A 15,311-nucleotide genomic window follows, 5' to 3' on the forward strand; every position below is an offset into this window, starting at 1 on the left:
GGTCACAGAGGATCCTCTCGGTCCCCGCCCGCGACGAGCGCTTCGGCGAGGGTCAGTTCGAAGGCGCTCGCGACGCGCATCGCGTCCGGATCGCCGGGGACGGTGGCCGCGCCCGCGGTGTCGGCGAGGCCGGGATCGGCGGAATCGGCGAGCGCGGAACGGAATGCGGAAAGGGAAAAACCAACCGGGGTTTGTGCGCTGCGGAGACCGTCGCGATCCACCGTGGCCGTGACAATTCCGCTCTCGTCAGTGGTTTTCACCGTGTCGGACATCGGCAGCACCGGAACCGCGACGGGCGCGCCTTCCCGGACCGCGGCCAGCACGTGGCGGACCGTCCGTTGTGGAGTGAACGCCCGCAGCGCGTCGTGCACCAGCACGACGGCACCGGGGGAAAGAAGCGGCTCGACGGCGGCGAATGCCTGCCGGAGCGATGCGCCGGGAACGACCCGGCACTCGAGGCCGCCAAGAGCCTCGGAAAACGACTTCGCACACCGCTCGGGGGCTGCGGCGACCACCAGATCGATTTCCGGTGTGCCGAGCAGCCCCCGCACGGTGTGCGTGAGTAGTGCTGCACCACCGACCGACGTGAGCGCGAACTCGGGATCGGCCGGACGGTGCGCGACAGTCACGAACGCGACACTGAGCACCTGTGGGTTCATCAGGTCGTGATCGTAGGGAACCGGTTGCCTCGGCGGCGAACCGGAGGACCCGGGGTCAGACCGTCGCGGTCTCTAGAACCTCGTCGAGGAGCGTTTCCGCCTTGCCCTCGTCGGTGCCCTCCGCGAGCGCGAGCTCGCTGACCAGGATTTGCCGTGCCTTCGCCAGCATGCGTTTCTCGCCGGCTGAAAGTCCGCGGTCCTTTTCTCGCCGCCAGAGGTCGCGCACCACTTCGGCCACCTTGTTCACATCGCCCGAGGCGAGCTTCTCCAGGTTGGCCTTGTACCGACGAGACCAGTTCGTGGGCTCTTCGGTGTGCGGAGCACGCAGAACATCGAAGACCTTGTCCAGTCCTTCTTGCCCGACGACATCGCGTACGCCGACGATCTCGGCGTTGTCAGCGGGCACGCGAACCGTAAGATCCCCTTGCGCGACTTTGAGGACGAGGTACTTCTTTTCCTCGCCCTTGATCACGCGGGTCTCGATCGCTTCGATGAGTGCGGCACCGTGGTGCGGGTAGACGACGGTCTCTCCGACCTTGAAAACCATGTGTCCTCTGCCCCTTTCGCTGACTCCATCCTATCACGGCCCGTCGGCGGCCACCTAGCGACCCGGGATCGTCGTCGCAGGTCAGCGGCCTGGGCAGGGCTTGACAAACCGGTTTTCGCCGTGCTCATGCAGGTGAGCCACGAGCACCTCGACCAGTGCCGTGGGATCCTTTGTGGACAGTCGATCGGCCGGGAACGCACACCGGTTCCGCGCGCGGAGAAGCGCCCGGCTAGTCTTCGGGAAGGACGAGGCCGTGAAAGGGAAGGACTCTGACGTGAGGCTGCAGAATCGCCGCGTGCTCGGCGCAGGCGTGTCGGCGCTCGGCGCCGCACTCGTGCTCGCCGGTTGCGGAGCCGGTCAGATCACTCAGACCGACACCCAGCAGCCCGCCGTCAACGGCACCTACGCCCAGGTGAAGACGATCGTGCTGCGCAACGTCGCGGTGCAGTACCCGGCGCAGGGCCCCGGCTACGCGGCCGGTTCGCCCGCCCCGCTCACGCTCACCGTGATCAACCAGGGCCAGAAGGACGACAAGCTCGTCTCGGTGACGTCGGAAGGCGCAACCGGGCCCGCGCAGATCTCCGGCGACTCGGCGATCGTCGCCGGCCACTCGCTCGTGATCGGCCCGGCCGACGCGGTCGAGCAGGGCGCCCCGGCGCAGCCGGAATCGGCGAACAGCACGCCGGCGTCGGAGACCAACTCGGCCGCCAACGGCGCGCCCAGCTCGGCTCCGGGCTCCGCCTCGAACAGCGCGTCGAACTCGGCCCCCAACTCGGCGTCGAACACGCCGCAGGCGGGCGAGAACGGCGGCGCGGCGAGCCAGCTCGGCACCGGCAAGGTCGTGCTGCAGGGCCTCAAGCAGCCGCTGTGGCCGGGCGCGACGATCAAGGTCACCTTCACCTTCCAGAACGCCGGCCCGATCGTGGTCGAGCTGCCGGTCGCCGCGCCGGCGCACCCGCGCTCCTGATCGCCGCCGCGATTTCTGTCGGTGCCCGCCGATAGCCTGCCGGCGTGGTGAAGAAGACCAACACCGTCCACCGGTGCGCGGAATGCGGGTACGAAACGGCGAAGTGGCTCGGCCGCTGCCCGGAATGCCAGGCGTGGGGCACGCTCGAGGAGCGCGGCTCCGCGAAACCGGCGATCGCGCGGGTGGCCGCCGGAGCGCCGAGCGCGCCCGCGCGGCCGATCGCCGAGGTCGACGTCGAGGCGGCCCGGGCGAAGGCCACCGGCGTGCCGGAGCTGGACCGCGTGCTCGGCGGCGGGCTGGTGCCCGGCGCGGTCGCGCTGCTGGCGGGCGAACCCGGGGTCGGCAAATCCACGCTGCTGCTCGAAGTCGCCTACCAATGGGCGGTCACGGCCGGGCGTTCGCTGTACGTCACGGGCGAGGAATCGGCGGGGCAGGTCCGGCTGCGCGCCGAGCGCACCGGCAACGTGCACGGTGAGATGTACCTCGCCGCGGAGAGCGATCTGTCCGCGATCCTCGGGCACGTCGACGCGGTGAAGCCGGGCGTGCTGATCGTCGATTCGGTCCAGACCATGGCGTCGCCGCAGGTCGAGGGCTCGCCGGGCGGGGTCACGCAGGTCCGCGCGGTCACCTCCGGGCTCGTCGCGCTCGCCAAGGAACGCGGGCTGCCGGTCGTGCTCGTGGGACATGTCACGAAGGACGGTTCGGTCGCCGGTCCGCGCGTGCTGGAGCACCTGGTGGACGTGGTGCTGCAATTCGAGGGCGACAAGCATTCGACGCTGCGGATGGTGCGCGGCATCAAGAACCGGTTCGGCGCGGCGGACGAGATCGGCTGTTTCGAGCTCACCGAGGAAGGCATCGTCGGCGTGCCCGACCCGTCCGGGCTGTTCCTGAGCCGGACGGCGGAACCGGTGCCGGGCACGGCGGTCACCGTCGCGGTCGAAGGAAAACGGCCGCTCCTGGGCGAAGTGCAGGCCCTGGTGTCGAGCAGCGGCATGCCGCAGCCGCGCCGCGCGGTGAGCGGCCTCGACGCGGCAAGGATCGCCATGGTGCTCGCCGTGATGGAAAAACGCGGCCGGATGAAGCTGGGCGACAAGGACGTCTACGTCGCCACGGTCGGCGGCATGAAGATCACCGAGCCCGCCATCGACCTGGCGCTGGTGCTCGCGCTGACCTCGTCGCTGCACGACGTGGCCCTGTCACCGCGATTGGTAGCGGTGGGCGAGGTCGGGCTGGCGGGCGAGATCCGGCGGGTGCCGAACGTCGCCCGCCGACTGGCCGAGGCGGCGCGGCTGGGTTTCACGCACGCGTTGGTGCCGCCGGATTCCGGCAAGCTCCCGGACGGCATCCGGGTGCTGGAGGTGCCCGACGTGGCGAGCGCGCTCAACGCGGCGAACCACGCGAAATGATCAGTCTCCCGCCCGGTCGGTCGTCTCGGAGGAGAACTGGGCGGAGCTGACCAAGGTGCCGGGCGCGAAGCCGGTGACGGTGCTCGTGGAGAGCACCTGGATGTCGGTGAGCTGAAGCCGCGTCGCGTCGACTGAGGCGAGCATTTTGTACGGGCCGGTGGGCACCGCGTACTGCGTGAAGTCCGGACCGGTCTGCACCCGCTGGAAGCCGAGCGCCGGGTCGTCCATCGCTTTCATGAAGGCGAGCCGCAGCTCGCGCGACGCGTACCCGGAAGCGAGCACGTTCAGGATCATCCCGGTCGCCGACGGATAGCTGATGCGGCTAGGGACCTTCGGAGTGCCGTAAGCCAACGGCTGTGGCAGTGGCCCGTCGCCGATGGGCGACAGCGCCGGAGGGATTCGGTCCTTCAGGAGGCGATTGGCCAGGCTGTTGGGGTCGGTCGGCAGGCTCGCGACGAATTCCGGGGTCGGCAGGGACCAGCCCACAGTGCCGGCGGGTGAATCTCCGCTGGGAATGCGGAAGTCGGGCGTGAACCGCCCGCCGGGCGCGGACTGCTCGGCCTGGGACGGCCCGGGCAATTTCGCGCTGTCCCGGGGCTCCCCGCCGAGCAGCGTCGGCGGTTCGGCCCGGGTCCAGCGGCGTTTCCAGATTCCGGTCGGGTCGGCCGGGATCCACAGGTCCACCTGGTCCCGAACCCTGAACACACTGGTCCCGTTCACCAACGCGGTGCGGCTGTACTTGGTCACGAGGTGGGTGAACGGCGCGCCCGCTTCGCGGCGGTCCGCCGGGGAACCTGGGCCCGCGGGAGCCAGCGTCGACGGCGCGCTGGCGAGTTCCCGGACCACGACCACGCCGCCGGTGACGAGCGCGACCGCCGCGGCGACCGCGATCCATCGCCACGCGCCGGAGCGCTGTTTCCGTTGCGGGACAACGGGTTCGTCGGATTCACTCACGGCCGCGGCGGCCCGCATCATGCTCGCGCGGGCCCGGTCGAGTTCGTCGCGGTCGGTGGCGGCCTCGTGCGGATGCAGCGCGGCGAGGGCCTCGTCGAGTTCGGCATCGGACCACAGATGCCGCACGGTGTCGTCGTTCACTGTTCCTTCGCCTCCTCGCGGCTCGATGCGCCTGGATTGGTGCGCAGCCATCTGCGGATCCGGTGCAATCGCGAGCGCACGGTGCCCGGCGGGATGCCGAGCGCCTCGGCGACTTCGACCGGTTCCAGCCCGGCCCACGAGACCAGCAGGAGCGTGTCGCGGTCGGCGACGCTCAGCTTCGCGAGCGCACCGGCCAGCTGTGCCGCGCGGGCCTGGGCGTCCACCTGCTCGGCGACCCGGGTGTCGTGTCCGCCGTGGCCGCGGTCGCCGGAATTCGCGAGCCGCGCGGTGGCTCGCAGCGCCCGGGTTTCGCTGCGGACATGGTGGCGCAGCAGGTTCGTCGCGATCCCGTACAGCCACGAGCGCGCCGTGCCCAGCTCCGGCTGATAAGACTCCCGGCGGCGCAGCGCGACGAGGAACGTCTCGGCGACGAGGTCGTGCGCCGTGTCCGGGCCGACGCGGCGCGCGAGGTAGCGGTGCATGGTCGCCGCGTGCGCGTCGAACAGCCGCCCGAACGCCGGGGCGGGATCGGGGCCGCCCAGGTCGGGGCGGTCCTGCGGGCCGGTCGACACCGGCTCGGGACCGTCATGGGTCACCTGCATACCTGTTCTTGCCCGCACGGCCGGCGAGCGTTCACGGCGTTACCAGATGGGGTGGTCGCTGAACTTCTCCAGCGTGCTCACCGACGGCCGGACGAACCAGAGCCCGGCGCTGTAGCCGATCAGGCCGATGGCGAAATTCGAGAACGTCGCGAGCAGCTCGGTGAAGCCGAGCTTGCCGTGGTTTCCCCAGAGATCCACCAGCGCGGACACCCCGAGCGCGATCAGGCAGCTGACCGACAGCAGCGTGAAGCAGGTGGTGAGCGCCGCGCGCGTGCTGCGAGCCCGGGCGATCACCAGATAGTCGCCTTGCAAGCAGCGGCGTGCGGACAGCACCACGACGGCGATGGCGAGCACGGACAGCAGCGGCAGCAGCAGGGCGGCGAGACCGAGCAGGCCGCTCGGCAGGCTGTGCCCGTGCAGCGGACGGTTCACGAGCGCGGTGATGCCGAAAACGAGCAGCGTGCCGATCGCCAGCGCGACCCCGACGACCACGGAAGCGACGCGCACCCGGGCGGCGAACAGCGGCGGCAGCGGGGCGTACTCCGCGGACTGCTGCCCGTAGTACTGCTTCACCGCATCACCTCCGCGCCGGCAACCCGAACGAACGTGCAAATGCTCGTGAAGACCACCTTAACGGAATGCGATTCCGGCAAGGCGGCCTTCACGGCACTTGTCACCGAGGCGTGCTAACGAGCTTGCCTGATCAAGCCTTCTCGGCCAGCAGATTCGCGCACCGGATCAGGCCGATGTGCGAGTACGCCTGCGGGTGGTTGCCGAGCGAACGCTCCGCGACCGGGTCGAACTGCTCGGGCAGCAGCCCGGTCGGGCCCGCCGCGCCGACGATCTGCGCGAACAGCTCCTCGGCCTCGTTGCGCCGCCCGGTGCACAGATACGCCTCGATCAGCCAGGCCGCGCAGATGTGGAAGCCGCCCTCGCCGCCGGGAAGACCGTCGTCGCGCCGGTAGCGGTACACCGTGGAACCGCTGCGCAGCTCGGCCTCGATCGCCGTCACGGTCTTCTGGAACCGCTCGTCCGCCGGGTCGATGAGGCCGGTCAGGCCCACGAACAGGGACGCCGCGTCGAGGTCGGTGCCGTCGTAGGCGGTGGTGAACGCCTGCACCTCTTCGTTCCAGCCGTGCTCCAGCACGTCGGCCTTGATCTGGTCGCGCAGCTTGGGCCAGGCTCCCGGGACGTCGCGGCCGTACTCGTCGCCGAGGCGCACCGCGCGGTCGATGGTCACCCAGCACATCACCCGCGAGTACACCCGGTGCCGCGGCACGTGCCGCTCTTCCCAGATGCCGTGGTCCGGCTCGTTCCAGCGCCGCGTGACGGCCTCGGCCATCGCGCGCACCATCTGCCAGTCCTCGTCGCGCAGTTCGCCCCGGACCTGCGCCAGCGTCGCGACCAGCTCCACGACCGGGCCGAACACGTCGAGCTGCACCTGGTGGTTGGCCAGGTTGCCGACGCGCACCGGCCGGGAACCGGCGTACCCGGGCAGCGATTCGATGACCGCCTCCGCGCCGATGACGCTTCCGGCCAGCGTGTACAGCGGGTGCAGCCGCTCCGGGCCGGCCAGCGTGGCGAGCACGCCGTGCAGCCACTTCAGGTAGCCCTCGGCCTCCTCGTGCGAACCGAGGTGCACCAGTTCGCGCACGGTCATCGCGGCGTCGCGGATCCAGCAATAGCGGTAGTCCCAGTTGCGGACCCCGCCGATCTCCTCCGGAAGCGACGACGTCGCGGCGGCCAGCACGCCGCCGGTGTCGGTGTTGACCAGCCCGCGCAGGGTCAGCGCGGAACGGCGCACCAGTTCGGTCTGGACGGTCGGCAGCTTGAGCTTCGCCGCCCAGTCGCTCCAGTACCGGCCCGCCCGGTCGCGACGGTCCACTTCGGACAGTTCGTGGGCGGTGAAATCCGTGGTGCCGCAACGCAATTCCAGTACCACCGGTTGCTCCGGCGTCGGCTGGACGAGCGCGGTCGCGGTGTCCTGGAGGCCGTCGGAGGCGATCGACCATTCGACGCCGGGCGAGCGCAGCACGAACGGCTCCGACGTGCCCAGCACGCGCAGGCCCTCGGCCTCGGCGACCAGCCGCACCGGCACGCCGCCGAATTCCGGCCGCGGCGCGAACACGACCTGCGCCACCGCTTCGCCGGAGATCACGCGCACGAGGTCGGTGCGGTGCCCGGGGCTTTCCGGCTCGAGATAGTCCGTGACGAGCAGTCGCGACCAGCGTGTCTCGACCGTCATCGTGTTCGGCAGGTACCGCTGGCCGAGCGGGAGTCCGTTGCGGTGCGGTTTGATCGAGAAGTGGCCCGCCCCGGGACCGCCGAGCAGGTCGGCGAACACCGCGGGGGCGTCCGGGCCGGGGTGGCACAGCCAGGTCAGCTTCGCGTCCGGCGTCACCAGCGCGACCGAGCGCTCGTTGGCAAGCAGCGACAGCCGCTCGATCGGCGTCGCGGACTCGCCGTAGAGCCAGTTGCGCCGCTCTTCCAGCAGGAACGCGAGCACCATCGCGACGTCGACGGTGTCGGGCACGTGGTACTCGGCGAGCGATTCGCCGTCGCCGACCTTGATGCCGAGGTCCGGTCCGGCCAGCCGGGCGAACGCCTTCTCGTCGGTGACGTCGTCGCCGAGGAACACCGCGGCGGTGGCCCCGACCTGGTGGCGAAGGGTGTCGAGGGCGTTGCCCTTGTCGGTCTTCACGACCGCCAGTTCGACGACCTCCTTGCCGTCAGTGGTCGTGACGCCTTCCCACTTCGCCGGGCCTTCGTGCACGTCCGCGAGGACGCGCCGGCCGGCGTTGTGCTCGGCGCGGCGCACGTGCACCGCGATGCTCGCCGGCTTGACCTCGAGCGACACCCCCGGCACGTCGAGCACCAGCTGTTCCAGCTCGTGTTCGAGCCGCCGGTGCAGCGCCTTCGCGTCCTCGTCGAGGGCGTGGATGAAGCCGATGTCGAACTCGGATCCGTGGCTGCCGACCAGGTTCACCTCGGACGGGAGCCGCGACAGCGTCGCGAGGTCGCGCAGGGCCCGGCCGGAAATCACGGCGGTGGTCGTTTCGTGCAGGCCGGCGAGAGATCTCAACGCGCCCACGGACTCAGGCAGCGGCCGCGCCTCGTCCGGGTTCGCCGTGATGGGGGCCAATGTGCCGTCGTAGTCGCAGGCGACCAGCAGGCGCGGGGTACGGGCGATCTGCACGATCGCGCGCCGTAGTTCCGCGGGCAACGCCTCGGCGGTCAACACTCCTCCTCAGGAGGTCCAGCGCGGTACGGGGGAGGGGGTCAGTCGGCCGGTTCGGCACCCAGCGCCTGGAGGAACGAACGCGCCCACCGGTCGACGTCGTGGGTGAGGACCTGGCGACGCATGGCGCGCATCCTGCGTCGGCCCTCGGCGGGGTCGAGCGTAATGGCAGCCTCCAACGCGTTCTTCACCCCGTCCAGATCGTGCGGGTTGACGAGGAAAGCGCTGGTCAGCTCGGCCGCCGCGCCGGCGAACTCGCTCAGCACCAGCGCGCCGCCCAAATCCGGCCGGCACGCGACGTACTCCTTGCAGACGAGATTCATCCCGTCGCGCAGCGGAGTCACCACCATGACGTCGGCCGCGGAGAAGAAGGCGGCCAGCTCGGTGCGGTTCACGGATTGGTGCAAATAGTGCACGACCGGGTGGCCCACGCGAGCGAACTCGCCGTTGATCCGGCCGACCATCTGCTCGATCTCGCCGCGCATCCGCTGGTAGTGCTCGACGCGTTCGCGGCTCGGCGTGGCCAGCTGCACGAACGTGACGTCGCCGGGTTCGAGCCGGCCCTCGTGCAGCAGTTCGTGCAGCGCTTGCAGCCGCAGGTCGATGCCCTTGGTGTAGTCGAGCCGGTCGACGCCGAGCAGCACCGCCTTCGGGTTGCCGAGGTCCCGGCGGATCTGCTTGGCGCGCTCGGCGACGCCCTTGCTGCGGGCGAGCGAATCGAGGCCCGCCGCGTCGATGGAGATCGGGAACGCGCCGACGCGCACCGTGCGGTCGCCGACCTGCACCATGCCCGGCCGGGACCGGACGCCGACCGCGCCGCGGGTGGGTTCGAGGCCGACCAGCTGCCGGGCCAGCCACAGGAAGTTCTGCGCGCCGCCGGGCCGGTGGAAGCCGATCAGGTCCGCGCCGATCAGGCCGCGCACGATCTCCGCGCGCCACGGGAGCTGCATGAAGAGCTCGACCGGCGGGAACGGGATGTGCAGGAAGAAGCCGATGCGCAGGTCGGGCCGCAGTTCGCGGAGCATCCGGGGCACGAGCTGCAGCTGGTAGTCCTGGATCCACACGGTCGCGCCCGGTGCGGCGACGGTGGCGCTGGCCTCGGCGAACCGCTGGTTGACCTTCACGTAGCTGTCCCACCACGCCCGGTCGAAAACCGGCCGGGCGACGACGTCGTGGTAGAGCGGCCAGAGCGTGGCGTTGGAGAAGCCCTCGTAGTAGTCGCGGACCTCGGCCGAGGTGAGCGTCACCGGATGCAGGACGAGCCCGTCGTCGTCGAACTCGTCCACCTCGACGTCCGGCACGCCCGGCCAGCCGACCCACGCGCCCTTGCGGGAGCGCAGGAACGGTTCGAGCGCGGACACCAGTCCGCCGGGACTGGCGGTCCAGCGCTGTTCCCCGTCCGCGGTCCGTTCGAGGTCGACGGGCAGCCGGTTGGCCACCACGACGAAATCCGCGGACGGTGCGCTGTTCTGCTCGGCGATCGCGTCAGTCACTCCAGCTGCTCCCTCGTCATCGGCGGGTCGCGGCCCCACTGGAAACCCTAGCGCGCGCGGAGTGACCGGCCGGTGACCAACTGGTTACTCCAAACGCCGTTCGGTCGGTTCCATCGGCCCGGCCAGGCGCGGCCCGGAGAGCTTGCGCTCGAGCCTGCCGAGCCCGGTGCGGACCGGCTGGGCGAGGTATTCGCCCAGTACAACGCCCGCCGCGAGGGCGAGCCCGATGGCGACCGCGGTCATCAGGGTGGAGATGTTGCCGCCTGGCGACACCGCTAATTGGTATAGACCACGATAGGTGGAGAGGCCGGGGAGCAGCGGAGTGATCCCGGACACGGCCACCACGAGCGGAGTAACTTTCAGCCGCCGCGCCATGACGCCGCCGCAGAACCCGACGAGCGTCGCCGCGATCGCCGAGGCACTCACCGCGTCGAGCGTCGCGAGGATCAGTGCGCCGTAAACGATCGCGCCGATCCCGCCCGCTGCCGCGGCGACGAGCATCGCGCGCAGTTTCGAGTACGAGGCGAGCGCGAAGCAGGCAGCCGCGCCGGCTCCGCCGATGACGATGATCGGCAGATGCTGTGCGGTCGACACCGGGACGTCGGGCAACGGGGTGCGCGGCAGTTCGAGCATCACCGCGATGCGCAGCGCGAGCACGACCCCAGCGATCAGCCCGGCACTCATCAACGCGGTTTCCATCGTGCGGCCGGACGCGGTGACGTAGTACCCGGTGATCCCGTCCTGCACCGCGGAAACCGTCGACAGCCCCGACAGCAGCACGGTGACCGCCGCCGCGACCACGAGCGTCGGCCGGTCCGTGGTCAGGATATTGCTGCTGACTATCACCATCGCCGACAGCGTCGCGAACAGCCCGCCGACGACCTGCTGGAAGAAGAACGGCAGGTTGAACTTGTTGAGCAGCCTGCCGATCCGGTCCACCGCGGCGGAGATGACCATGGCGACGAGCGCGATGTCGAGGCCGCCGCCGAGCAGCAACGTGATGAACCCGGCCAGCCCGCCCCAGGCGGCGGTCGCGGTCCAGCGCGCGTACGGGTGCGGCGCGGAGGTGATCCGGTCCAGTTCGGTGACGGCTTCCTCAGCTCCGGTGCGCCCGCGGACGATCTGGCGCACGAGCGCCTCGGTCTCGGTCAGCCGCGTGTAGTCGAGACTGCGCGAACGGACCACTCGCAACGCGGTCACCGGCGCGAGATCCGTCCCGCGGTGACAGGTGACGGTGATCGACGTGAAGATGACATCGACCTCGCAGTGCGGCAGCCCGAGCGCGGAGGTGAGCGCGAGAATGGTCGCGGTGACGTCGGAAGCCCCGGCGCCGCTGGCCATCTGCACTTCGCCGATCCGCAAAGTGAGATCCAGAACGAAGTTGACGGTCGCGTCGTCGGGCGGCTTCGGTCCGAGCGCCTCCTCGGACTCGACCGCGGGCTGTTCCGCCGTCGGAGCCTCGAGAATGTGCCAAGCGCGCCGGCGCAGCAAATTCGGCCGATGCCGCTGGCTGGACCGCGGATGCGGAGGCTCGAGAATCGGCCACCGTCTACGGGCGGCCCCCTGGCCGGCACGCTCGTTGATCTTCATGATCGATCCCCACCTCCTCGTTCCTCCCGGGGACCATCGGCCGTACCGTCCCAGCTGTTGCAGTGGCGTCCGCCACACCTGTCATCGATCGTGCCGCATGGGGTTGGATCTTGTCGATTTCGGGGGCTGACCTGGGGGTTGGGGCGGGTTGCCCGGGTGCGACGGGAGCGGCCCGATATACTTCGGACGCGCCCGGTGCCGGGTGCGCGCCGGTATAGCTCAGTTGGTAGAGCATCTGTCTTGTAAACAGAAGGTCAGGGGTTCGAACCCCCTTGCCGGCTCCGTTTCGATCATGGGCCCGTGATAACCGCGCCGGCTGGCACTCGAAACACGTTTCGGTCACCGCGATCGGTGACCCCGTGCGCCAGTTCGACAACCGCCACCGCGCCGTTGTCTTCGGTCTTCACCACGCGGCAAGGGATGCGAACCGGACCTCGACCCAGCCGGGGAACTCGTCGTCCACTACTCGCGTGGCTGTGCCGTTGAGGTATGCCATCACGCGAGAATGCCGTATCCGCAACGACAGCGCGGTGGTTCAGGCAGCGGACCGCGGGAGGTCAGCGGCAGGCAAATCGATCGCGGCTCGACCGGCGTCGGTGAGGAGCGCCGGGACGCGCTCGCCGCGCCGGCCGGCGCGTAGCGGGACCACCAAGGCGAACCGGGCGAGGCGGTGGGCGGTGAATTGGTCGCAGCACGGGACGCCGTCGATGTAGAGGTCGGGTTCGCAGCTGCAGGTCATTTCGGCGCGGCCGAGGCCGACGGCGGTGAGAGTGGCTCGCTCGCGGTGGTTCAGCGGGAGGATCTGGGCCGACATGACTGCCTCGCTGGTGGGTTCGCTCAGTGCTTCCTCTCACTGTCCGAGATCCATCTGGTGCCAGCCAGAGCCAGTTTCGAGCCTATTTCGCGGTACCAGTTGAGACCGCTCGCGGCGGCACCGTCCGGTGGACGGGGCCGCCGCGAGCGGATGGTCTCGGAATCAGAAACCGTTGCAGGACGCGGTCGCGAAGTTGCCCGACGCCTTCGCCGTCTTGGCTTCCTTGCCGTCCACGACGACCTTGCAGGTCACTTCTCCGCCGTCGGCGCCGGTGGTCACCGACAGGCTGCCGCCCTTGAACAGGCCCTTCGTGGTGATGTCTTTCGACCACGGCAGGGTCTGCGGCTGGTCCTGGTTGGAGGACGCGTTGCCGTCGCCGATGGTGGTGTAGCTGATCGAGGCTTCCTTCGCGGTGCCGGTGACCTCGTAGTGGATGGTCACCGTGCGGTTTGCTTCGGTGTTGATCTCGTTGACGGCCTTGGCGGTCGTCACGGTCCACACGATGCACATCGCCAGGCCGATCACCGAGAGCACCAGACCGGCGATCGAGAGGCCCTTGTTCGTGGCCTTTCCGGACCGCGTCCGGACGAAGCCGAGTGCGGAGAAGATGATCCCGAGGATCACCAGCGGCCACGCGATGAGCCCGATGACCGGGATGAACGAGAAAATCAGGCCGACCAGCCCGAGCACGAACCCGGCGGTGCCGAGCCCGTTCTTCGGCGGGAGCTGGTGGGCCGGCGGGGCCGCCTGGGGTGCGGGCGGCGGAGGATAGTCAGGGGCGGACATTGAGAGCCTTTCGTGATCGACCGTGCACAAACAGGTCGCACTAGTCGCCACGGGTGTTACGTCATTTTTGGTATCAGTTCGGGCGCGGCTCCACATGCACTCGTTCGCCCTGCAGTCCGAAGAGGATCAGCAGCTCAACCGCGCCTCCGTCGGCGGAGCCGAGCCAATGGGGTTCCGTCGTGTCGAACTCCGCTGCCTCGCCGGGTGGGACCGTCAGATCCTTCGCTCCTACGATTAACCGCAGGTGTCCATTGAGGACGTATAGCCATTCGTAGCCGCTGTGCGTTTTCAATGCGGGTTCCGCGGAACGGCCGGGGATCAGCATTTTGTACGCGTGCACGCCGCCCGGTCGCCGGGTGAGCGGCACGTAGGTCATCCCGTGCTGGTGGATCGGGCGGAGGTGGACGCGCGGGTCGCCGGCTCGGGGTGCGCCGACCAGGTCGTCGATCGGGACGTCGTAGGCGCGCGACAGCGGCAGCAGCAGTTCCAGGTTCGCCCGGCGCTGGCCGTTTTCCAGGCGGGACAGGGTGCTTTCCGAGATGCCGGTCTCGGCCGACAGGTCGGCCAGGGTGATGCCGCGCCGGTTGCGCAGGGTTCGCAGCCTCGGGCCGACCGCGTCCAGTACTTCGTCGATCTCACGCATAACACCCCAGTCTCGCCCAAACGGGAGACTGGGGTGCGGGCCGCGTCAGCTGACCAGTTCGGGAGCCGGTTTCGCGGCGCGGCGCGCGGGAGCGGTTTCCGGGAGGATCAGCAGGCAGACCAGGCTCAGCACGAGGAGCGCGGCCAGGTAGTAGCCGACCGCGAGGGCGTCGCCGGTCGCGGCCACGATCCGGTTGGCGATCATCGGCGACAGGCCGCCGCCCAGCACCGCGCCGACGTGGTAGCCCACGCCGAGACCGGACTGGCGCTGCTCTCGCGGGAACAGTTCGGCGAACCAGGTGTACATCGGTCCAAAGAGGATTCCGGTGGCGGTGAAGCCCAAGAGCAACGCGACGAAGACCGCACTGACGGTGCCGGCCGAGGCGATCGGGAACATCACGAGCGCGGCGGCGATCGACAGGACTGAGCCGGTCAGCATCACCGGTTTGCGGCCGATCCGGTCGGACAGCCAGGCGGCTCCGACGTTCGCGGCGGCGTGGCACAGCAGGGTGATCGTCGAAATGGTGACGATCGGCGCGCGCGGGAGGCCGAGCCCTTCCGGAGCGGCGGCGGTCGCGTAGGACAGCATGAAGGTGACCAGTGCGAAAGTGCAGGCGGTGAGGCCGAGGTTCGCGCCGGCGATCAGCAGCAGCCGTCGCCAATTCGAGCGGAGGACGTCGGCGAGCGGCTTTTTCGCGCGCGTTTCGGCGGCGGCCATTTTCTCGAATTCCGGGCTTTCCGAAACGCCGCGGCGGACCCAGATGCCGATCGCCAGCACGATGCCGCCGGCGAGGAACGGAAGCCGCCAGCCCCAGCTCATGATGTCGTCGTTGGGCAGCAGGAGGACCAGCGCGAAAGCCAGGTTCGCCAGCACGACGCCGATCGGCGAGCCGAGCGCGACGAAGGAACCGTAGAGGCCACGCCGTTTCTCCGGCGCGTGCTCAACGGCGAAGACGGCCGCGCCAGCGCTTTCCCCGCCGCGGGCAGCGCCGTGCAGCAGACGCAATCCGACGAGCAGCAGCGGCGCGGCGATGCCGATCACCCCGTACGGCGGGAGAACGCCCATGCCCAGCGTCGCGAAACCCATCAGCAGGAACGCGGCGTACAGCGCGGTGCGGCGGCCGCGACGGTCGCCGAGCCAGCCGAAAAGCGCCGCGCCCAGCGGGGCCATCACGAATCCGATGGCGAAGGTCGCGAGGCTCATGAAGGTGCCGAACCAGGCGTTGCCGGTTTTGAAGAACACCGACCCGAACACCAATGCCGCCGCGGTGCCGTAGATCGAGAAATCGTACATTTCCAGGGAAGTGCCGACGCCGGCGGCGAATCCGAGCCGCAGCACGCCGGGAGAGTGCGCTTCGTCGCGCTTGGCCATAGCAGGCCTTTCGTCGTCTCGCGCGAGAATGCGCGGGGTGTCCGGTGGTGGGGAAACGGTGGACACAGCTTAGGGAAAGCGTGACGAAGGAGGCAAAGTC

Annotated in this window: 14 protein-coding genes and 1 tRNA gene; 3 read left to right on the forward strand and 12 right to left on the reverse strand. The window is 69.7% G+C overall.

What is annotated here, in order from left to right; genetic code table 11:
- Positions 1-2 precede the first annotated feature (2 nt).
- Complete coding sequence (locus tag AB5I40_RS30285) at positions 3-659, reverse strand: 2-C-methyl-D-erythritol 4-phosphate cytidylyltransferase (protein ID WP_370933664.1); 657 nt, start codon at positions 657-659, stop codon at positions 3-5.
- Between the two features lie 55 nt (positions 660-714).
- Positions 715-1,206, reverse strand: coding sequence for a CarD family transcriptional regulator (locus AB5I40_RS30290; protein ID WP_009084200.1), 492 nt, complete (start codon positions 1,204-1,206; stop codon positions 715-717).
- Between the two features lie 274 nt (positions 1,207-1,480).
- On the opposite strand from AB5I40_RS30290, the gene AB5I40_RS30295 reads away from it, so the two are divergent.
- Positions 1,481-2,173 carry a hypothetical protein gene (locus AB5I40_RS30295; RefSeq protein WP_370933665.1) on the forward strand — a complete coding sequence of 231 codons (693 nt, stop codon included), beginning with the start codon at positions 1,481-1,483 and terminating at the stop codon, positions 2,171-2,173.
- Positions 2,174-2,217: 44 nt separating this feature from the next.
- On the forward strand, positions 2,218-3,579 hold the full coding sequence (radA, locus tag AB5I40_RS30300) for a DNA repair protein RadA (RefSeq protein WP_370933666.1): 1,362 nt from the start codon (positions 2,218-2,220) through the stop codon (positions 3,577-3,579).
- Here radA and AB5I40_RS30305 read toward each other — a convergent pair whose 3' ends face one another.
- The 6 genes from AB5I40_RS30305 to AB5I40_RS30330 all read right to left on the reverse strand — a co-directional run bounded on the left by AB5I40_RS30305 (position 3,580) and on the right by AB5I40_RS30330 (position 11,597).
- The gene (locus AB5I40_RS30305; RefSeq protein WP_370933667.1) at positions 3,580-4,674 is read right to left on the reverse strand and encodes a hypothetical protein; all 1,095 of its coding nucleotides are present in this window, start codon (positions 4,672-4,674) and stop codon (positions 3,580-3,582) included. It lies immediately after the preceding gene.
- Positions 4,671-5,276, reverse strand: coding sequence for an RNA polymerase sigma factor (locus tag AB5I40_RS30310; protein WP_370933668.1), 606 nt, complete (start codon positions 5,274-5,276; stop codon positions 4,671-4,673). The genes AB5I40_RS30305 and AB5I40_RS30310 overlap by 4 nt, the downstream gene beginning before the upstream one ends.
- A 39-nt stretch (positions 5,277-5,315) precedes the next feature.
- Positions 5,316-5,849, reverse strand: a complete 534-nt coding sequence (locus AB5I40_RS30315) for a hypothetical protein (RefSeq protein ID WP_370933669.1) — start codon at positions 5,847-5,849, stop codon at positions 5,316-5,318.
- Between the two features lie 130 nt (positions 5,850-5,979).
- The gene (otsB, locus tag AB5I40_RS30320; protein ID WP_370933670.1) at positions 5,980-8,514 is read right to left on the reverse strand and encodes a trehalose-phosphatase; all 2,535 of its coding nucleotides are present in this window, start codon (positions 8,512-8,514) and stop codon (positions 5,980-5,982) included.
- A 41-nt stretch (positions 8,515-8,555) separates the two neighbouring features.
- Positions 8,556-10,007 carry a trehalose-6-phosphate synthase gene (locus tag AB5I40_RS30325; RefSeq protein ID WP_370933671.1) on the reverse strand — a complete coding sequence of 484 codons (1,452 nt, stop codon included), beginning with the start codon at positions 10,005-10,007 and terminating at the stop codon, positions 8,556-8,558.
- A gap of 84 nt (positions 10,008-10,091) precedes the next feature.
- Positions 10,092-11,597: a threonine/serine exporter ThrE family protein gene (locus AB5I40_RS30330; RefSeq protein ID WP_370933672.1), complete on the reverse strand. Its 1,506-nt coding sequence runs from the start codon at positions 11,595-11,597 to the stop codon at positions 10,092-10,094.
- 208 nt (positions 11,598-11,805) lie between these two features.
- On the opposite strand from AB5I40_RS30330, the gene AB5I40_RS30335 reads away from it, so the two are divergent.
- Positions 11,806-11,878: transfer RNA gene (locus AB5I40_RS30335), tRNA-Thr, on the forward strand.
- A gap of 254 nt (positions 11,879-12,132) precedes the next feature.
- Here the strand turns inward: AB5I40_RS30335 and AB5I40_RS30340 are convergent.
- The 4 genes from AB5I40_RS30340 to AB5I40_RS30355 form a co-directional block, all read right to left on the reverse strand.
- Positions 12,133-12,411, reverse strand: a complete 279-nt coding sequence (locus AB5I40_RS30340; RefSeq protein ID WP_370933673.1) for a hypothetical protein — start codon at positions 12,409-12,411, stop codon at positions 12,133-12,135.
- 162 nt (positions 12,412-12,573) lie between these two features.
- Positions 12,574-13,197 (reverse strand): DUF4190 domain-containing protein, encoded by a 624-nt coding sequence (locus tag AB5I40_RS30345; RefSeq protein WP_370933674.1) that lies wholly within the window; start codon positions 13,195-13,197, stop codon positions 12,574-12,576.
- Between the two features lie 73 nt (positions 13,198-13,270).
- Entirely contained in the window at positions 13,271-13,840 is a 570-nt protein-coding gene (locus AB5I40_RS30350) for an XRE family transcriptional regulator (RefSeq protein ID WP_344265266.1), read from the reverse strand.
- Between the two features lie 45 nt (positions 13,841-13,885).
- On the reverse strand, positions 13,886-15,211 hold the full coding sequence (locus AB5I40_RS30355; protein ID WP_370933675.1) for an MFS transporter: 1,326 nt from the start codon (positions 15,209-15,211) through the stop codon (positions 13,886-13,888).
- Positions 15,212-15,311 lie beyond the last annotated feature (100 nt).

Origin of the sequence: Amycolatopsis sp. cg13, assembly GCF_041346965.1 — a bacterium.
Taxonomy (GTDB): Bacteria; Actinomycetota; Actinomycetes; order Mycobacteriales; family Pseudonocardiaceae; genus Amycolatopsis.